Raw genomic sequence first — 18,221 nt, forward strand, 5'->3', positions numbered from 1 at the left:
AGGAACGGCAGAGTATGGCGACCGAGCTCGCTCTCGAGCACGACTACGACCTGTTGTCGAAGTACCGCGCGGTCGGGGAGGCGGTGTTCCTCAGCGGCACCCAGGCGATGGTCCGGCTGATCCTCGACCAGCTCGCGCGGGACGCCGCCGGCTCGTTGCGCACCGAGGCGTTCGTCTCGGGCTACCCGGGCAGCCCGCTCGGAGGGCTCGACCTCGAGCTGGCGCGCAACAGCGCACTCGTGCGCGAGCGCGGGGTCACCCATGTGCCGGGGCACAACGAGGAGCTGGCAGCGACGGCCGTGTGGGGATCCCAGGCCGCGATGACCTTCCCGGACGCGACCCACGACGGAGTCGTCGGGGTCTGGTACGGCAAGGGGCCGGGCCTCGACCGCGCGAGCGACGCCATCCGGCACGCCCAGTACATCGGGACCTCGCGCAACGGCGGCGTCGTCGCCTTCGTGGGCGACGACCCGGCCTGCAAGTCGTCGAGCATCCCGAACTCCTCGGAGCAGACGCTGCGCGACCTCGGTGTCCCGACGCTGGTCCCCGGCCACGTGGGCGAGATCCTGGAGCTCGGCCCGCACGCGGTCGCGATGTCGCGACTCAGCGGCCTGTGGACCGGCGTGCGGATCGTGACGAGCGTGGCCGACGGCACCCGTTCGATTGTCGTCGGCGGGGCGCCGGCCATCGTCGTGCCGGAGCTCGAGTGGCGCGGGCGGCCCTTCGTCCCGACCCTCAGCGCGATCCCGTGCCCGCCCTGGTCGATCGACGTCGAGGAGGAGGTCTCGGGGCCGCGCGTGGAGATGGCGCGGGCCTACGGCTACCTCAACGGCTTGAACCCGGTCACCGCCAGCACGCCGGACGCCTGGCTCGGCCTGGTCGCGGTCGGGCACCAGCACGCGGAGCTCGTCACCGCGCTCGGGAAGCTCGGGCTCACACTCGAGCAGGCGGCCGCGCTCGGGATCCGGGTACTCAACGTCCGCCAGCCCTATCCGCTCGACCCGCGCACGATCCGGGAGTTCGCCCACGGGCTCTCGGAGATCTTCGTCATCGAGGAGAAGCGCGCGTTCGTCGAGTCCGCCGTCCGTGAGGCGCTGTACGGCACGGCCCAGCAGCCGGTCGTCGTCGGTCGCGCGGACGAGCGGGGAGCCGCGCTGCTGCCGATGCGCGGAGCGCTCGACGCGGACACGCTGCTCCCCAGGCTGCGCTCCCGGATGGAGCAGCGGATCGACGCGCAGCGCCTGCGCCCACCGCGGCCCGAGCGAGCGCTGCTCCCGGTCATCGGGGCAGCGCGTGCGCCGTACTTCTGCTCCGGCTGCCCCCACAACACCAGCACGCGCGTCCCCGACGACGCGCTCGTCGGCGGCGGCATCGGCTGCCACTCCATGGCGCAGTTCATGGAGCCCGAGATCACCGGCAAGACCTCCTCGATGACGCACATGGGTGCCGAGGGCTCGCAGTGGATCGGCATCGCGCCGTACGTCGAGTCCGACCACATGTTCCAGAACATCGGCGACGGCACGTACTTCCACTCGGGGCAGCTGGCGGTCCAGGCGGCGATCGCGGCGGGCTCGCACATCACCTACAAGATCCTCTACAACGACGCGATCGCGATGACCGGCGGGCAGCAGCCCTCGGAGAGCAACGCGCTCCCGGTGCCGGCCCTGGTCGAGGTGCTCCTGCGCCAGGGCGTTCGCCGTGTCCTGATCACCACCGACGACCGCAGCCGCTACCGCCGCGTCCGGCTGCCGCGCGGTGTCGAGGTATGGGACCGGTCGCGGATGATCGAGGCCCAGGAGACGCTGCGCACGGTCGACGGCGTCACCGTGCTGATCCACGACCAGCGGTGCGCGGCGGAGAACCGGCGCGACCGCAAGCGCAAGAAGATCCCGACCCCGTCGGAGCGGATCTACATCAACGAGCGCGTGTGCGAGGGCTGCGGGGACTGCGGGGCGAAGTCGAACTGCCTCTCGGTCGAGCCGGTCGAGACCGAGTACGGCCGCAAGACCCAGATCAACCAGGACTCGTGCAACCTCGACTTCTCCTGCCTCCACGGCGACTGCCCGTCGTTCGTGAAGGTGCGCCTACCCGCGAAGGCGCGAGCCCGGCAGGAGCGCCGGGCCAGGCGTCGTGACGACCGCGTCGCCGCCCTGCTCGCCTCGCAGCTCGACGACGTCGTCCTCCCGGAGGTGGGCGCCGACGGCTACACCGTCCGGATGCCGGGCATCGGCGGCACCGGTGTCGTCACCGCGAGCCAGATCCTGGGGACGGCCGCGCTGCTCGACGGGCTGGTGAGTTCCGGCCTCGACCAGACCGGGCTCAGCCAGAAGGCGGGTCCGGTGATCTCCGACCTGACGATGACGCGCGGCGAGGCCAGCGGTGCCAACAAGGCGGGCGCCGAGTCGGCCGACTTGGTCCTCGGCTTCGACGTCCTCGTCACGGGCGCCGAGGCGACGATGGCGTCGATGTCGCCCGGACGCACCCGTGCGGTGGTGTCGACCGCGCGGACGCCCACCGGCGCCATGGTCTCCGACGTCCGCCGGGAGTGGCCGGACGAGGAAGGCTTCCGGCAGCAGCTCGAGGAGCGGCTGGGTCCGGACCGGGTCGTCTGGGTCGACGTCGAGCGGATCACCGCCGGGCTGCTCGGCAGCGCGGCCGGCGGGAACATCTTCCTGATCGGCGTCGCGTACCAGCGTGGGGGCCTTCCGATGGCCGCGGCGGCGATCGAGCGCGCGATCTCGCTCAACGGGGTGGCAGTGCAGGCGAACGTGGACGCCTTCCGGCTGGGCCGGCTCTGGGTCTCGCGCCGCCGGGAGGTCGAGCGGCTGCTGCCGGCCGAGCGGGTCCGCTCGACGCCGACCCGGCGTCGGCACGATCTCGCCGGAGTCGAGGTCGTCGAGGGCAGTCGCGAGCTGGTGTCCGTCCGGGCGGGCGAGCTCGTCGACTACCAGGATGCGGCGTACGCCGCGCGCTACCTGCGCACGATCGAGTCCGTGTCCCGCGCAGAGGCCGCGCTCCGGCCCGGGAGCCACGCATTCACCGACGCTGCGGCGGCCTCGCTGTTCAAGCTGATGGCCTACAAGGACGAGTACGAGGTGGCCCGGCTGAGCCTCGACCCCGCGGTCGCGGAGGACATCCGCGCCCGATTCGGCGACGACGTCTCCTTCGCCTGGCAGCTGCACCCACCGGTGCTGCGGGACCGCGGTCTCGACCGCAAGCTCAGCCTCGGCCGCTGGTTCACGCCGGCGTACCTGACGCTGGCGCGCATGCGCCGCCTGCGCGGCACCCGGCTAGACCCGTTCGGGCGCACCGAGACCAGGCGCCTCGAGCGCGACCTGATCGCGGAGTTCGAGAGCGTGCTGGCCGACATCGCCGCTCGGCTCTCGGCTGAGCGATTCGACGTCGCGGTGCACATCGCGGGCCTCCCCGACCTGGTCCGCGGCTACGAGTCCGTCAAGGCCACCTCGGCCGAGACCTACCGGACCGAGCTCGCCCGGGCGATCTCCGACTACGACCAGAAGGGCGAGGCAGCATGAGACGCCGGCACTACGAGCAGGAGCACCTCGACTTCGCGGCGGCGTACCGTGCCTTCCTCGATCGCGAGGTCGTGCCGTTCGCGGAGCAGTGGTCGGAGGCGCAGCAGACGCCGCGCTCGCTCTTCACCACCGCCGGCGAGCAGGGCTTCCTGGCCATGGCGGTGCCCGAGGAGTACGGCGGCGCGGGCATCGACGACTTCCGGTTCAACCAGGTCATCGCCGAGCAGATCTCCTACGCGGGCGTCCTCGGGTCGGGGATGGGCATGGGTCTGCACAACGACACCTGCCTGCCCTACTTCCTCAGCTGCACCAACGACGAGCAGAAGGAGAGATGGCTACCGCAGCTGGTCACGGGCGAGCTCATCACGGCCGTCGGGATGACGGAGCCGGGTGCGGGCTCCGACCTGGCCGGTATCCGCACCAGTGCGGTCCGCGAGCCTGGCGCGGACTGCTACGTCGTCAACGGTGCCAAGACCTTCATCACCAACGGCATCCACGCCGACCTCGTGATGACCGTCGTGCGCACCGGGCCCGATCGGCACAAGGGGGTCAGCCTGCTCGTGATCGAACGCGGCATGGAGGGCTTCGAGCGCGGACGCAACCTGCACAAGGTGGGCCTCCACGCCCAGGACACCGCCGAACTCTCCTTCTCCGACGTGCGCGTGCCGGTGGCGAACCTGCTCGGCGAGGAGGGGACCGGCTTCCAGCAGCTGATGCGGAAGCTGCCCCAGGAGCGGATGTCCATCGCGGTCACCGCCGTGGCCGAGGCGGGCGCGGCGCTGGACCTGACCCTCGACTACGTCAAGGGCCGCAAGGCGTTCGGGGCCACGATCGGGTCGCTCCAGGGCACCAAGCTGGCCCTCGCCGAGCTCATCACCGAGGTGGACATCGCGCAGACGTTCGTCGACCAGTGCGTGCTCGACCTCAACGCCGGCGAGCTCGACGCCGTCGACGCCGCGAAGGCGAAGTGGTGGACCACCGAGTTGCAGGGCCGGGTGCTGGACCGCTGCGTCCAGCTGCACGGCGGCTACGGCTACATGCAGGAGTACGCCATCGCCCGCGCGTGGACCGACGGCCGCGTGTCCCGCATCTACGGCGGCGCCACCGAGGTCATGAAGGAAGTCATCGCCCGGTCGGCCGGGCTGTGACTGGACAGCCCACCGGGCTAGAGGAGACATGTCGATGAGGGATGCAGTGATCGTGGAGGCCGTCCGGACGCCGGTCGGCCGACGGGGCGGGATGCTCGCCGAGGTCCATCCGGCGGACCTGTCGGCGACCACTCTCGGCGCGATCGTGGACCGGACCGGGATCGACCCCGCGCTGGTCGAGGACGTCGTCTGGGGATGCGTCAGTCAGGTCGGCGAGCAGAGCTTCGACATCGCGCGGACTGCGGTCCTGTCGGCCGGGTGGCCCGAGTCGGTGCCGGGCACCACCGTCGATCGGCAATGCGGGTCGTCGCAGCAGGCGATCAGCTTCGCGGCAGCCGGCGTCATCGCCGGGCACTACGACGTCGTGGTGGCCGGCGGCGTCGAGAGCATGACCCGCGTCCCGATGGGCTCCGCCGGCGAGGTCGGGGGCACGCCGTTCGGGCCGCGCTACGTGGCCCGCTACGGGCCCGAGGCGCCCCACCAGGGCGTGGGCGCCGAGCAGATCGCCCGGGAGTGGGGGATCGGCCGCACCGACCTCGACGAGTACAGCCTCCGGTCGCACGCGCGCGCGGCGGCGGCCATCGACGCGGGTGCGTTCGGCGCGCAGACCGTCGCCGTCGACCTCGGCTCGGGCGACCGGGCCGCCGTCGACGAGGGCGTCCGGCGGTCCACCTCGATCGAGCAGTTGGCCTCGCTCCGGTCCGCCTTCCGCGAGGACGGCGTGGTCACCGCGGGCAACGCCTCGCAGATCAGCGACGGCGCCGCCGCCCTGCTCATCACCACCTCGGAGCGAGCAGCGCAGCTCGGACTTCGCCCCCTCGCCCGCGTCCACACCAGCATCGTCGTCGGGTCACCACCGATGCCGATGCTCACCGGGCCGATCCCCGCGACGCGACGGCTGCTCGAGCGCAGCGGCCTGTCGCTCACGGACATCGGCGCGTTCGAGGTCAACGAGGCCTTCGCGAGCGTCGTGCTCGCCTGGTGCGCGGAGTTCGACGTCGACCAGGACCGGGTCAACCCCCTCGGCGGAGCGATCGCACTCGGCCACCCGCTCGGCGCCAGCGGCGCCCGGCTGATGACCACCCTGGTCCACCACCTGCGCGACAGCGGCCAGCGCTACGGCCTGCAGACGATGTGCGAGGGCGGCGGCCAGGCGAACGCGACGCTGCTGGAGGCACTGTGACGGGAACGGAGGGGCGGGTCGCCGTCGTCGGCGGTACCGGAGCACTCGGGTACGGCGCGGCGGTCCGGCTGGCGGCAGCCGGTGTGTCCCTCGCGATCGGCTCGCGGGACGCCGAGCGCGCTGTGCAGGCAGCAGACCGGCTCCGGGCCGACGTCCTGGGCGCGGACGTCATGGGGCTCGTCAACGGCGAGGCCGTCACCGCTGCGGAGCGACTGGTGGTGCTCGCCGTACCGCTGTCCTCACAGGTCTCGACCCTGAAGTCGATCGCGCCGGCGCTCCGCGAGGGCCAGGTCGTGCTGGACACGACCGTGCCGCTCGCGCCCGCGGTCGGCGGCGGCCCGACCCAGGTGGTCGGGCTCTGGCACGGCTCGGCGGCGCAGCAGGCCGCGGCGGCGATCCCGGCGGGCGTCGGACTGGTGTCCGGCCTCCACACGCTCAGCGCGGCGCTGCTGGAGGACCTGGCGTACCCGCTGGACCAGGCGACGCTGCTGTGTGGCGACGTCGCGGCCGACAAGGCGTACGTCGCCTCGGTGCTCGGACGCATCGACGGCCTCCAGGTCGTCGACGCCGGCAGGCTCGAGATGAGCCGCCTGGTCGAGGGCATCACCGCCGTCCTGATCGGCATCAACATCCGCAACAAGACCCATGCGGGCGTCGCGATCACTGGTCTTCCGTCGCCGTCGAGGTGAACCCGCGCGGGCGTGGCGCTCTAGGGTGTTCGCCATGACAGTCGCCGACCGCATCGCCGAGGTGAGCTCCAGCCTCACCGCGGCCGAGCGGCAGGCGGCGGATGCGCTGCTCTCCGATCGTCAGCGGGTGGCGTTCGGCACCGTCGCCGAGAACGCGGCCGTAGCCGGTGTGGGCGCGTCGACGATCCTGAGGCTGGCGGTGAAGATCGGGTTCGACGGGTTCAGCTCGCTGCAGGCCGCGGTCCAGCAGGAGCTCTCGCGCGACCTCGAGCCGCCGTCCGCGCGGATCAAGCACATCGCGCTCGACGAGTCCCTCAGCGACATCGCCGCCGCGGAGACGCTCAACGTCTACCAGACCCTGCAGAACGTCGATCCGGAGGTCCTCGGTCAGGTGGCGGACGCGATGGCCGACCTGGACCGTCGCCTCGTGGTGGTCGCGGGCGAGGCGGCGGCCGGCGTGGCCCGCGAGTTCATGACGAACCTCTACGCGCTGCGTGACGAGGTCTGGCTCCTGGACGGCAACGACGTCGTCATCGGACGCAACCTGGCGCGCCTGCGGAGCAGCGACGTGATGATCGTGTTCTCGGTGCGGCCCTACGACCGGTGGGTCGTCCGTGCCGCCCAGCAGGCGCGCTCGGCAGGCGTGTGGACGGCCCTTGTCACCGACAGCGCCGTCTCGCCGATCGTGCCGCTCGCCGATGCGGTCATGCTCGTGTCGACGGAGACCCGCGGCGCCTTCGAGAGCAACGTCGGCACGCTGGCGCTGTGCAACCTCCTCGTGACGACCGTCGGTGTGAAGGTGGGCGGCCCGGCCTCCGAGCGGCTCGGACAGGCGGAGGGGTCGTGGCGTGAGCTGGACTCCTTCATCAACTGGTGACGACCCGAGGGACGGAGCACGATGAAGGATCCGGCTGATCCGAAGGTGATCGGAAGCAAGGTGCTCCGGCCACGCCAGCAGGTCGAGGAGGGCATCCGTGCGGCGATCATGTCGGGCGAGCTCAAGAGCGGTGACATGCTGCCGCCCGAGGCGGAGCTGGCCCGTCAGTTCGCGGTCAGCCGCACCACGCTGCGCGAGGCGCTGCGGTCGCTGACGACCCAGCACCTGATCGCCAAGGTGCCTGGTGCGCGCGGCGGCAACTTCGTGCGGACCATCGACCACCGCTCGCTGGGCACCGTGATTATCGACTCGATGCGCAACCTGCTCGAGCTGGGCAGCATCCAGTTCACCGAGGTCTCCCTGGTCCGGCAGTACCTCGAGGTGCCGTCGGTCCGGCTGGCGGCGGTCAACCGCACCGACGAGCATCTCCAGCAGCTGGCCACCATCGTCGAGCGGCAGACCGCCGCCACGGTCGACGACCCGGAGGTGCCGAAGCTCGACGAGGAGTTCCACTCCCTCATCGCCCAGGCGAGCGGCAATCGGGTGCTGTCGGCGCTGGTCGAGGCGCTGCACCACGAGACCGAGCCGGTCCACTATCTGGCCCTCACGCCGGAGGTCGGCCGGCAGACCGTGCGGCAGCACCGCAACATCCTGACGGCGATCGCCGACCGGGACCCCGACGGGGGCGAGGCCGCGATCATCGAGCACCTCGAGTACCTCCGCCGGCACAGTGCGCCGTCCGCTGAGGGTACTTAATGTCGGACTGTTGCAGGTTCAGTAAATGTCCGACATTATGGAGCCATGGCTGCCGCCCCACCGTCTCCACCGCTGGCCGGGATGCGGGTGATCGACCTTTCGACGTCGTACGCCGGGCCGACGTGCTCGATGTACCTCGCCGACCTCGGGGCGGACGTGATCAAGGTGGAGAAGCCCGGCGGTGACGACGCGCGCAGCTGGGGCCCGCCGTTCGTGGACGGCGAGTCGGCGTGGTTCGCCTCGGCCAACCGCGGCAAGCGCTCGGTCTGCCTCGACCTCCGGACCCCCGACGGCGCCGATGCGCTGGTCGCGTTGATCGCCGAGGCCGACGTCTTCCTGCACAACCTCAACCCCGCCAAGGTCGAGCGGATGGACCTGGGGGCCGACCGGCTGACCGAGCTCAACCCGCGCCTCGTGTACTGCGGCATCTCCGGCTTCGGTGCCGACGGCCCGGCGAGCAGCCTGCCGGGCTACGACCTGGCCGCCCAGGCGCGCTCGGGCCTGATGTCGGTCACCGGGACGCGGGGCGGCCCGCCGCAGCGCGTGTCGACGGCACTCTCGGACGTCGTCACCGGCATGTGCGCGGCGCTCGCCATCGCCGCCGCCCTGGTCGGCCGCGGCACGCACGGCCGGGGCGACGTCATCGACGTGTCGCTGCTCGACTCCGACCTCGCGCTGATGGCTCCGCGCCTCGCGTCGTTCCTCGCCGGCGAGCCCGAGCCCGCGCCGTCGGGCGGTACGGACTCAGTGCTGGCGGTCTACCAGACCTTCGCGACCGCCGACCGCGACCTGGTCGTCGCGATCGGCACCGACGCGATGTGGCGCCGCTTCTGCGACGCCATCGGCCTGCCGGAGCTCGGCAGCGACCCGGGGCTGGCCGGCAACGCCGCTCGACGGGCGCGGCGGACCGAGCTGGCCGAGAAGGTCCAGGAGGCGCTGCGCACCCGCTCGTCCGCCGACTGGCTCGCGACCCTCGCGGCCGCCGACGTGCCCGCCTCGATCGTGCAGAGCCTCGGCGAGGTCGTCATCGACCCGCAGGTCGTGGCGCGCGGGGCACTGCTGCCCACCCCCGGCGAGGAGAGGCTGGTCGGCGTGCACGCACCGTTCCGGCTGCTGTCGACCGAGCCGCCGACCGTACGACACCACCCCGGCCTCGGAGAACACACCGATGAGGTGCTGGCAGGGCTGCCGGCACCGGAGACGAACGCGCGAGGGAGATCCTGATGTCCGACGACCCCGTCCTCGTGGAGCGTGGCCCGATCGCGGTGATCACCATCAACCGGCCCGCGGTCTTCAACGCCCTGAACTCCGGCGTGCTCGGCGGACTGCGTGCGGCGTACCGCAGCCTGGCGGTCGATCCCGGGTGCCGGGTGGTCGTCATCACCGGTGTGGGCGACCGCGCGTTCAGCGCCGGGGCCGACCTCGACGAGATCTCCCGGCACACCGCCGATGTGGCTCCGGCCGCCATCGCGGAGGGGCAGGCGACCTTCCGGTCGCTCGAGACGGGTCCGATCCCGGTCATCGCCGCGGTCAACGGGCTCGCCCTCGGCGGCGGCTTCGAGCTGGTCCTCGCCTGCACCTTCCCCGTGCTGTCGACGAAGGCGGCCCTCGGCCTGCCTGAGTCCGGGCTCGGCCTGATCCCGGGGTACGGCGGCACGCAGCGGCTGCCGCGGCGCATCGGGTCGGCCGCCGCCCTCCACGTGATGCTGACGGGGGAGCGGCTCACGGCCGACCGGGCCTACCAGCTCGGGCTGAGCCCGGTCCCTCCGGTCGCACCCGAGCGGCTGTTCGACGAGGCCCGCGCGATCGCCGACTCGATCGCGTCGAAGGGTCCGCGTGCCGTCTCCGCCATCCTGCAGGCGGTGCGCTCCGGCGAGGGCCAGGCGCTGGACAGCGCTCTTGCCCAGGAGACGTCGCTGGCCGCCCTCGCGACGATCGGCACCGAGGCGGGCGAGGGCATCAGTGCGTTCCTGCAGAAGCGGCCCGCGCAGTTCGCTCCGCGGACGGCTCCCTCGGCATGACCGGCCTGACCGGCCTGGCGGCCGACCCCGTGGGGTACGTCGCGTTGCACGACGTGCTCGACGAGTCGGTCGCCGACGGGCTCCTCTCGCCCCGCGAGATGGAGGTCCGGCGCACGCTTCGCGAGCTGTGCGCCACGGACGTGGCCCCGGGTGCGGAGGTCGCCGACCGCGAGCACCGGTTCGTCGAGGGGAGCATCGCCGCGATCGCGCGCGCCGGACTGCTGGGCATCCTGGTGCCGTGCGACCTCGGCGGGTCCGGGGACAGCCACGTCGCCTACGCGGTCGCGATGGAGGAGATCGCCGCGGCGTGCGCCGCGACCAGCCTGGTGTTCATGACCCAGATGCATGCGGCGTACCCGATCATGACGGCGGGGTCGCCCGAGGTCCGCGAGCGCTACGTGCCCGGCCTCGCCGACGGCACGGTCATCGGCGCCCTGGGGATCACCGAGCCCGACGCCGGCAGCGACGTCTCGGGGCTGCGCACCACCGCGGTGCGCGCCGGCGACGCGTACGAGATCACCGGCTCGAAGACGTTCATCACGAGCGGCGACCGCGCCGACGTCGTGGTCCTGTTCGCGACCGTGGACCGCTCGCTCGGCCGGCGCGGCATCACGGCGTTCGCCCTCGACGGCGCGGCGCCGGGGCTGACCCGCGGGCGCCCGTTCGACAAGTTGGGCATGCACGGCTCCACCACGGCAGAGCTCTTCCTCGACCGGGTCGCGGTGCCTGTCGGGAGCCGGCTGGGCGACGAGGGCGGCGGCTGGGCGATCGTCATGAGGTCGGTCGTGAAGTCGCGGGTGAGCGCCGCCGCGCAGGGCGTCGGCCTGGCGCGTGCGGCCTACGCCCGTGCGGCGCACGTCCTCAACGCCCTCCACGGCCCGGCCTGGCCCGCGGAGACCACGTTCGCGATGGCGGATCTGCGCGGCCGCATCCTCCAGGCCCGGCTGCTGCTGTGGGCGACCGCGCGGCAGATCGACCAGACCGGCGACGCGGACACCGCCCACGTCGGTGTCATGAAGCAGCAGTGCACCGACCTTGGCTTCCGCGCCGGCGTCGAGGCGGTCCGCATCCTCGGGCCGTACGGCGACATCCGGTCGCTCGAGGTCGAGCGCTGCCTGCGCGACGCGAAGGTCACCCAGATCTACGACGGCACCAACGAGGTGCAGCGACTCCTCATCGGCCGCGACACGGCGACCCGCATGCGGACCGCTTCGGCCCCATCGGCCGACTGACAGCCCAGCAGAAAGGACATCGAGCACATGGTCGACCAGGGGAGGACGGTCGCCGTCGTCGGCGCCGGAACCATGGGATCGGGCATCGCGACCGTCTCGGCACGCGCGGGACTCCGTACGCTGCTGTACGACGTCGACCAGGAGGGTCTCGCGCGCGGTCTCGCGACGGTCGAGGGGTTCTTGACCCGCAGTGCGCAGCTCGGAAAGCTCACCGAGGACCAGGCGGCCGCGGCCAAGCAGAACCTGTCCGGGACCACCGACCTCGGCGACCTGGCGGGAAGCAGCGTCGTGATCGAGGCGGTCTACGAGGACCTGCAGCTGAAGAAGGACCTGTTCGCCCGGCTCGACGACGTCGTCGCCGAGGACACTCTGCTCCACACGAACACCTCCACGCTCTCGGTCACGGCGATCGCCTCGGGGTCCCGCCACCCGGAGCGAGTGGTCGGCACCCACTACTGCAACCCGGCCCCGCTGATGAAGCTGGTCGAGGTCGCCGACGGGCTGCACACCAGCCCTGCGGCGCGTGCCCGGACCATCGAGTTCCTGGAGACGGTGGGCAAGACCACCGTGATCACCAAGGACCGGCCCGGGTTCATCGTCAACCGTTTCCTCATCCCCTGGGAGAACCGGTGCATCGCCGCACTGGAGTCCGGGCTCGGCACCAAGGAGTCCATCGACACGGCGGTGACCGGCGCGCTGGGCCACCCGATGGGCCCGTTCCGGCTGCTCGACATCGTCGGGCTCGATATCCACCAGCAGGTCGCGACGCGGCTCTACGAGCAGCTGCGTGAGCCACGGTTCTTCCCGCCGCCACTCGTCGAGCGGATGGTCGCCGCCGGCGACCTCGGTCGCAAGACCGGGCGCGGCTTCTACATCTACGACGACACCACGCTGTTCGGGTCCTGAGAGATCCAGGGAGAGGTACGACATGCCTGAGTTCGCCCACGTCGCCGTCCTCGGCTTCGGCACCATGGGAGCCGGGATCGCGCAGCTGGTCGCCCAGTCCGGGGTCCGGGTCACCGTGCTCGAGTCCGAGCAGGGCCGCGTCGCCGCCGGTCGCCGGTTCGTCGAGGACTTCCTCGAGAAAGGCGTTGCCCGGGGCAAGACGAGCCCCGAGGAGCGCGACGCGGTGCTGGGCCGGATCACCGGCACCCTGACCGTCGCCGATCTCGCCGACGCCGACCTGGTCATCGAGGCGATCACCGAACAGCGGGACGCGAAGGCCGAGCTGTTCCGCGCGGTCGACGAGGTGGTCTCGACCGACGCCGTGGTGGTCACCAACACCTCGGCGCTCTCGGTCACGGACCTGTCCACGTCGGTCCGCGAGCCGGGTCGCTTCGCCGGGCTCCACTTCTTCAATCCGGCCCCGCTGATGAAGGTGATCGAGGTGGTGCGCGCGGTCCGCACCGACCAGTCGGTCGTGACCGGGCTCGAGGCCTTCGTGCAGTCGCTCGGCAAGGACCCGGTCGTGGTCAAGGACCGACCCGGGTTCCTGGTCAACCACCTGTTGATGCCCTACCTCAACGACGTGGTCCAGGCCTACGACGACGAGCTCGCCACGGCCGAGGACATCGACGTGGCGCTGAAGCTGGGCCTCGGCTACAAGCTCGGGCCGCTCGAGCTGCTCGACATGATCGGCCTCGACGTCCACCGGCACGCGACGGGTAGCGCCTACGCTGCGACGCTCGACCCGGCGTACGCCGTACCGCCGCTGCTGCACCAGATGGTGGCCGCCGGCCGGCTCGGCAACAAGTCCGGCGAGGGCTTCCGAACGGGGGAGAAGGCATGACCGAGTACGACGACATCCACGTCGCGCAGGACGGGCCCGTCCTGACGCTCACCATCGACCGGCAGGACGCCGGCAACAAGCTCCGGGCCCAGACCTGCCTCGAGCTCGTGGACGCGCTCCAGCGGTTCCGGCTCGACCCCGCGCTGCGGGCGGCGGTCCTGACCGGCGCCGGCGACAAGTTCTTCTGCATCGGCGGCGAGCACGACCACGCGACGAGCCTCGACCAGTCGCAGGTGATCCCGATCATCGACGTCTACCAGGCGATCGACACGGTCACGAAGCCCGTGGTCGCCGCGGTGAACGGCTTCGCGGTCGGCGGCGGCAACGTCCTGCACACCGTCTGCGACCTCACGGTCGCGTCCCGCACCGCGGTGTTCCGCCAGGTGGGTCCGATGGTCGGCAGCTTCGACGCCGGCTACGGGACCTGGTACCTCGAGGACACGATCGGCCGGAAGCGGGCCAAGGAGATGTGGTACCTCAATCGCAAGTACTCCGCCGAGCAGGCGCTCGCGATGGGCCTGGTCAACGACGTGGTGGAGCCGGAGGAGCTGATGGAGCGCGCCGCCGAGGTGGCGCGCGAGATCGCCTCGCGCTCCCCGATGGCCATCGGTGCGCTCAAGACGGCCTTCTCCGCGCGGCACAACGGTGTCTCCGGGCAGGCGCGCCTGGCGCACGATCAGCTGCTGACGCTCTACCTGACGACCGACGAGGCCCACGAGACGAACGCCGCCTTCGGCGAGCGCCGGGCGCCGGATCCGGAACGGTTCTGGTCGTGAGGACGACCCGCGACACCGACCAGGGCGACCTCCTCGCCCTGGTCGACGAGGTGATCGGCGACCTGCCGCAGCCCCTGACCGCAGCCGCGGTCGTGCAGACCCGGCGGGCGCTGGCCGACGCCGGCCTCTGGTCGCTGGGGATCCCCGAGAGTGCCGGGGGCGGCGGCGCCGACGAGGCGATGCTCGGCCTCGTCGTCGCCCGGGTCGCGAGCCGGAGTGCCGCTCTCGCCGTCTCCCTCGTGCAGGCGCACGCGGCGGCGGGCGCGCTCGCGGGCGACCCGGCACGGTCGGACCAACTCGCCGCGATCGTCGCCGGCGATCTCGGCGCGGCGGCGGTCGAGGCAGGACACCGGCTCGACCCCGACGGCGCCGCCCACGAGGGGACGCGGGTGGATCTGGTCGGCGACCTCGGCCTGGTGGTCGTCCTGCAGGGCGGTGCGGCGGCGGTGATCCGTCCTGACGGCACGGCGCGCGAGCTGCCGACGACCGGCTTCGACGGAGGGCGGACCCTGCTCCTCCCGGCGGGGCCTCAGGACTCCGAGCCGCTCGACGGCGTCGACACCGGCGTCGTACGACGCCTGCTGGCGGTGGGCGCCCTGGCGGCCGCAGCCGGGGTGGCGACGGCCGCAGCCGCGCAGGCGACGTCCTATGCCGCGGGCCGGGTGCAGTTCGGCGGGCCGATCGCGGACCTGCCTACGGTCCGGGCGTCCCTCGACGGCCAGGCGCGGGTTGCCGGTCAGGCGTGGGGCGACGTGCTGTCCGCGGGCAGTTTCACGCTGGCCGAGGTGGTCGAGGCGGCCCTCGACGCCGGGGAGCGGGCAATCGACGTGTGTGCCGACGCGCTCCAGTGCCACGGGGGCTACGGCTACCTCGCCGAGTACCCCGCCGAGCGACTGCTGCGAGACGCCGTGTCACTGCGAGCCTGGTCCCCGGCTGGCGCGATTGCGCGCAGCCTGGCGGGGGCGATGGCATGAACGACGACCTGCCGCTCGACGGCCTCCGGGTCCTCGATCTCTCGACCCTGCTGCCCGGTCCGATGACCACTCTGGCGCTGCACGAGGCCGGTGCCTCCGTGGTCAAGGTCGAGCGCCCGGGCGCCGGCGACGAGATGCGCGGCTACCGGCCCCGCCTCGGAGCGGTCAGTGCCAACTACGCGCTGCTGAACCGCGGCAAGAACGTGGTGACGGCCGACCTCAAGGACCCCGCTGACCTCGCGGCGGTCCTCGACCTGGCCGCGCGCTCCGACATCGTGCTCGAGCAGTTCCGCCCGGGGGTCGCCGACCGGCTCGGCCTCGGCTACGACGCCGTGCGCGAGCGCAATCCCGGCGTCGTCTACTGCTCGATCTCCGGCTACGGGCAGGCGTCCCGGCAGCGCGGCCGTGCTGCCCACGACCTGAACTACCTCGCTGAGTCCGGGCTGCTGGGCACTGTCGGGGGCGCCGACCACAGCCCGACGCTGCCGCCGACCGTGATCGCCGACCTCGCGGGCGGCACCTACCCCGCCCTCGTCAACATCCTGCTCGCGCTGCGGCGTCGGGACCGCACCGGCCGGGGTGCATACCTCGACATCTCGATGACGCACAACCTGCAGGTGCTGGCGTACGGCTACGTCGCCACCCACCAGGGGGGAGGCGGCTGGCCGGAGCGTTCGCAGGAGCTGCTGACCGGCGGCAGCCCCCGGTACCGCATCTACGCCACCGCCGACGGGCGGCACCTCGCCGTCGCCGCGCTCGAGGACAAGTTCTGGGCCCGGCTCACCGAGCTGGTGGGCCTGGACCCGGAGCTGGCGGCACGGACGACCGCCCTGGCCCCGGTGATCGCGGCTCTGCAGCGGATCTTCGCCAGCAGGACCGCCGCCGAGTGGCAGGACCTGCTCGGCGACGAGGACGTCTGCGTGAGCGTCGTCGCGTCCTTCGCCGAGGCCGTCGAGGCGGGGCTCGTCGTGGTGGACCATCCCTACCTCGTCAGCGCCAGCGGCACCGTCGTCGCGGGCTTGCACAGCATCGTCGACGACGGCCTCCGGCGTCCGCCGTGGACAGAAGCCGCACCGGAGTCGCCGACACCGGTCGCCTCCGCAGCGCTCTGGTCCGAGGCCGAACCCAGCTCAGAGGAGACGTCGTCGCATGGAGCCTGAGCCTGAGGTACGAGAGGCCGAGCCGACCGAGGCGGTCGGGGTCGACCGCCAGTTGGTCGGGGTCGTCGCCGAGCAACTGACGGGGGAGCGCAGGGTCGCGGCCACGCCCGACACCGTCCGACGCCTGGCCGCGCTCGGGTACGACGTGGTCGTCGAGGGCGGGGCCGGGGCCGACGCCCAGTTCTCCGACGCCGCCTACGCCGAGGCGGGTGCCCGGATCGGTGCGCGCGCGGACGCCTGGGCCGCCGACGTCGTGCTGAAGATCAACGCGCCCACCGACGCCGAGATCGCGATGCTGCGGTCCGGCGCGTCCCTGGTCAGCCTGCTCAGCCCGGCTCTCGCACCCGACCTGCTGGAGAAGCTGGCCGCGCGCGGGCTCACCGCCCTCGCGCTCGACGCCGTGCCCCGGATCTCCCGGGCCCAGTCCATGGACGTGCTCAGCTCGATGGCCAACATCGCCGGCTACCGGGCGGTCGTCGAGGCGGCGCACGCGTTCGGGCGCTTCTTCACGGGGCAGGTCACCGCGGCGGGCAAGGTACCGCCGGCCAAGGTCCTCGTGGCCGGCGCGGGGGTGGCGGGGCTCGCCGCCATCGGCGCCGCCAGCAGCCTGGGTGCGGTGGTCCGGGCGACCGACCCCCGGCCCGAGGTGGCCGACCAAGTCAAGTCGATCGGCGGCGAGTATCTCCCGGTCGACGTCGAGGTGGAGCAGGGCACCGATGGGTACGCCCGCGCCACGTCGGAGGCGTACGACCGGCGCGCCGCCGAGATCTACTCGGAGCAGGCAGCCGAGGCGGACATCATCATCACCACCGCGCTGATCCCCGGCCGGCCCGCACCGCGACTCATCACCGAGGCCGTCCTGGCCCGCATGAAGCCGGGGAGCGTCGTCGTCGACATGGCCGCCGCCCAGGGCGGGAACGTCGCCGGCACGCGCCCCGGGGACGTCGTCGTCACCGAGAACGGTGTGACCGTCATCGGCTACACGGACCTGGCCGGCCGCCTGCCCACGCAGGCCTCGCAGCTCTACGGCACCAACCTGGTCAACCTGCTCGCGCTACTCACCCCCGGCAAGGACGGCCACCTGCTCCTCGACCTGGAGGACGCCGTCCAGCGGGCGGTGACCGTCGTCAAGGACGGTGAGGTCACCTGGCCGCCACCGCCCCTCCAGGTCTCGGCAGCTCCGCCGGCTCCGGTCGCTGCACCTCCTACGCCATCGCCGCCTGCCCCGGCGCTCTCCCGACGCGTGCGCCGGACCGTGCTCATGGCCGCGGGTGTCGCGACCTTGTTCCTCGTCAACGCCTTCGCGCCCGCCCCGCTGCCGGAGCACGTCACCGTGCTCATGCTCGCCGTGGTGGTGGGCTACTACGTGATTGGCAAGGTGCACCATGCGCTGCACACGCCCCTGATGTCGGTGACCAACGCGATCTCGGGGATCATCGTCGTGGGTGCAATGCTGCAGATCGCCCACGACGACGCCCTCATCCGTTCCCTGTCCGTCGTCGCGATCCTCCTCGCCAGCATCAACGTCTTCGGCGGCTTCGCCGTCACCCGACGCATGCTCGGCATGTTCTCGAAAGGCTGACCACCTCCCATGAGCGCGGAGAGCATTGCCGTCGCGGCGTACATCGTCGCTTCCTTGCTGTTCATCCTCAGCCTGGCAGGGCTGTCTCGTCACGAGTCCTCCCGGCGAGGTGTCGTCTTCGGCATCGCCGGGATGTCGATCGCCCTGGCTGCCACGGTGGGGCTCGTCGCGAACGTCGGCGACGGTCTGTCGATCCTCCTCCTGGTGCTCGCGGTCGCCGTCGGTGGCGTGATCGGACTGTGGCGTGCCCGTGTCGTCGAGATGACCGGCATGCCCGAGCTGATCGCGCTGCTGCACAGCTTCGTCGGCCTGGCGGCCGTGCTAGTCGGCTGGAACGGCTACCTGGAGGTCGAGCGCGGCGCCGGGTCGTACGACGGAGCGCTGCTGGGCATCTTCCACGCCGAGGTCTTCATCGGGGTCTTTATCGGTGCATTATCCGGCTAATTTCCGTCCGTGGTGGACTGTTGGCCGGTTAACGCTGTCAGTCTCGGGTGAGTC

General features: G+C 72.0%; 16 protein-coding genes. All 16 read left to right on the forward strand.

Translation table 11 applies throughout. From position 1 onward, the window contains the following. Positions 1-14 precede the first annotated feature (14 nt). Genes ACYVKX_RS12295 through ACYVKX_RS12370 form a run of 16 tightly spaced genes read left to right on the forward strand, consistent with a single transcriptional unit; the run spans position 15 to position 18,167 of the window. Positions 15-3,536: an indolepyruvate ferredoxin oxidoreductase family protein gene (locus tag ACYVKX_RS12295; RefSeq protein ID WP_460832609.1), complete on the forward strand. Its 3,522-nt coding sequence runs from the start codon at positions 15-17 to the stop codon at positions 3,534-3,536. Beyond that, entirely contained in the window at positions 3,533-4,684 is a 1,152-nt protein-coding gene (locus ACYVKX_RS12300; protein ID WP_460832611.1) for an acyl-CoA dehydrogenase family protein, read from the forward strand. The genes ACYVKX_RS12295 and ACYVKX_RS12300 overlap by 4 nt, the downstream gene beginning before the upstream one ends. A gap of 34 nt (positions 4,685-4,718) precedes the next feature. Further along, positions 4,719-5,867: a thiolase family protein gene (locus ACYVKX_RS12305; RefSeq protein ID WP_460832613.1), complete on the forward strand. Its 1,149-nt coding sequence runs from the start codon at positions 4,719-4,721 to the stop codon at positions 5,865-5,867. Next, positions 5,864-6,556: an NADPH-dependent F420 reductase gene (npdG, locus tag ACYVKX_RS12310; protein ID WP_460832615.1), complete on the forward strand. Its 693-nt coding sequence runs from the start codon at positions 5,864-5,866 to the stop codon at positions 6,554-6,556. Before ACYVKX_RS12305 ends, npdG begins: the two co-directional genes overlap by 4 nt. A gap of 34 nt (positions 6,557-6,590) precedes the next feature. Beyond that, positions 6,591-7,433: a MurR/RpiR family transcriptional regulator gene (locus tag ACYVKX_RS12315; RefSeq protein ID WP_460832617.1), complete on the forward strand. Its 843-nt coding sequence runs from the start codon at positions 6,591-6,593 to the stop codon at positions 7,431-7,433. A 45-nt stretch (positions 7,434-7,478) separates the two neighbouring features. After that, on the forward strand, positions 7,479-8,189 hold the full coding sequence (locus ACYVKX_RS12320) for a FadR/GntR family transcriptional regulator (protein ID WP_460832619.1): 711 nt from the start codon (positions 7,479-7,481) through the stop codon (positions 8,187-8,189). 45 nt (positions 8,190-8,234) lie between these two features. Beyond that, a complete protein-coding gene (locus ACYVKX_RS12325; RefSeq protein ID WP_460832621.1) occupies positions 8,235-9,413 on the forward strand; it encodes a CaiB/BaiF CoA transferase family protein in 1,179 nt (392 codons plus the stop codon). Next, on the forward strand, positions 9,413-10,210 hold the full coding sequence (locus tag ACYVKX_RS12330) for an enoyl-CoA hydratase/isomerase family protein (protein ID WP_460832623.1): 798 nt from the start codon (positions 9,413-9,415) through the stop codon (positions 10,208-10,210). The genes ACYVKX_RS12325 and ACYVKX_RS12330 overlap by 1 nt, the downstream gene beginning before the upstream one ends. Continuing rightward, positions 10,207-11,442, forward strand: coding sequence for an acyl-CoA dehydrogenase family protein (locus ACYVKX_RS12335; protein WP_460832625.1), 1,236 nt, complete (start codon positions 10,207-10,209; stop codon positions 11,440-11,442). Before ACYVKX_RS12330 ends, ACYVKX_RS12335 begins: the two co-directional genes overlap by 4 nt. A 27-nt stretch (positions 11,443-11,469) precedes the next feature. Next, entirely contained in the window at positions 11,470-12,348 is an 879-nt protein-coding gene (locus ACYVKX_RS12340) for a 3-hydroxyacyl-CoA dehydrogenase family protein (RefSeq protein WP_460832627.1), read from the forward strand. 22 nt (positions 12,349-12,370) lie between these two features. Further along, positions 12,371-13,231 (forward strand): 3-hydroxyacyl-CoA dehydrogenase family protein, encoded by an 861-nt coding sequence (locus ACYVKX_RS12345; protein ID WP_460832629.1) that lies wholly within the window; start codon positions 12,371-12,373, stop codon positions 13,229-13,231. Beyond that, complete coding sequence (locus ACYVKX_RS12350) at positions 13,228-14,007, forward strand: enoyl-CoA hydratase-related protein (RefSeq protein ID WP_460832631.1); 780 nt, start codon at positions 13,228-13,230, stop codon at positions 14,005-14,007. The genes ACYVKX_RS12345 and ACYVKX_RS12350 overlap by 4 nt, the downstream gene beginning before the upstream one ends. After that, the gene (locus ACYVKX_RS12355; RefSeq protein WP_460832634.1) at positions 14,004-14,981 is read left to right on the forward strand and encodes an acyl-CoA dehydrogenase family protein; all 978 of its coding nucleotides are present in this window, start codon (positions 14,004-14,006) and stop codon (positions 14,979-14,981) included. Before ACYVKX_RS12350 ends, ACYVKX_RS12355 begins: the two co-directional genes overlap by 4 nt. Next, on the forward strand, positions 14,978-16,141 hold the full coding sequence (locus ACYVKX_RS12360) for a CaiB/BaiF CoA transferase family protein (RefSeq protein ID WP_460832636.1): 1,164 nt from the start codon (positions 14,978-14,980) through the stop codon (positions 16,139-16,141). Before ACYVKX_RS12355 ends, ACYVKX_RS12360 begins: the two co-directional genes overlap by 4 nt. Further along, complete coding sequence (locus ACYVKX_RS12365) at positions 16,131-17,723, forward strand: Re/Si-specific NAD(P)(+) transhydrogenase subunit alpha (protein WP_460832639.1); 1,593 nt, start codon at positions 16,131-16,133, stop codon at positions 17,721-17,723. The genes ACYVKX_RS12360 and ACYVKX_RS12365 overlap by 11 nt, the downstream gene beginning before the upstream one ends. 9 nt (positions 17,724-17,732) lie before the next feature. Next, positions 17,733-18,167 carry an NAD(P)(+) transhydrogenase (Re/Si-specific) subunit beta gene (locus ACYVKX_RS12370; protein WP_460832642.1) on the forward strand — a complete coding sequence of 145 codons (435 nt, stop codon included), beginning with the start codon at positions 17,733-17,735 and terminating at the stop codon, positions 18,165-18,167. Positions 18,168-18,221 lie beyond the last annotated feature (54 nt).

This window comes from Nocardioides hungaricus (assembly GCF_054782915.1).

Excerpts from the sequence above, each read along its gene's own strand:
- ACYVKX_RS12295 (WP_460832609.1), top strand. The coding sequence starts at position 15 with ATGGCGACCGAGCTCGCTCTCGAGCACGACTACGACCTGTTGTCGAAG.
- ACYVKX_RS12300 (WP_460832611.1), top strand. The coding sequence starts at position 3,533 with ATGAGACGCCGGCACTACGAGCAGGAGCACCTCGACTTCGCGGCGGCG.
- ACYVKX_RS12305 (WP_460832613.1), top strand. The coding sequence starts at position 4,719 with ATGAGGGATGCAGTGATCGTGGAGGCCGTCCGGACGCCGGTCGGCCGA.
- ACYVKX_RS12315 (WP_460832617.1), top strand. The coding sequence starts at position 6,591 with ATGACAGTCGCCGACCGCATCGCCGAGGTGAGCTCCAGCCTCACCGCG.
- ACYVKX_RS12325 (WP_460832621.1), top strand. The coding sequence starts at position 8,235 with ATGGCTGCCGCCCCACCGTCTCCACCGCTGGCCGGGATGCGGGTGATC.
- ACYVKX_RS12330 (WP_460832623.1), top strand. The coding sequence starts at position 9,413 with ATGTCCGACGACCCCGTCCTCGTGGAGCGTGGCCCGATCGCGGTGATC.
- ACYVKX_RS12335 (WP_460832625.1), top strand. The coding sequence starts at position 10,207 with ATGACCGGCCTGACCGGCCTGGCGGCCGACCCCGTGGGGTACGTCGCG.
- ACYVKX_RS12340 (WP_460832627.1), top strand. The coding sequence starts at position 11,470 with ATGGTCGACCAGGGGAGGACGGTCGCCGTCGTCGGCGCCGGAACCATG.
- ACYVKX_RS12345 (WP_460832629.1), top strand. The coding sequence starts at position 12,371 with ATGCCTGAGTTCGCCCACGTCGCCGTCCTCGGCTTCGGCACCATGGGA.
- ACYVKX_RS12350 (WP_460832631.1), top strand. The coding sequence starts at position 13,228 with ATGACCGAGTACGACGACATCCACGTCGCGCAGGACGGGCCCGTCCTG.
- ACYVKX_RS12360 (WP_460832636.1), top strand. The coding sequence starts at position 14,978 with ATGAACGACGACCTGCCGCTCGACGGCCTCCGGGTCCTCGATCTCTCG.
- ACYVKX_RS12365 (WP_460832639.1), top strand. The coding sequence starts at position 16,131 with ATGGAGCCTGAGCCTGAGGTACGAGAGGCCGAGCCGACCGAGGCGGTC.
- ACYVKX_RS12370 (WP_460832642.1), top strand. The coding sequence starts at position 17,733 with ATGAGCGCGGAGAGCATTGCCGTCGCGGCGTACATCGTCGCTTCCTTG.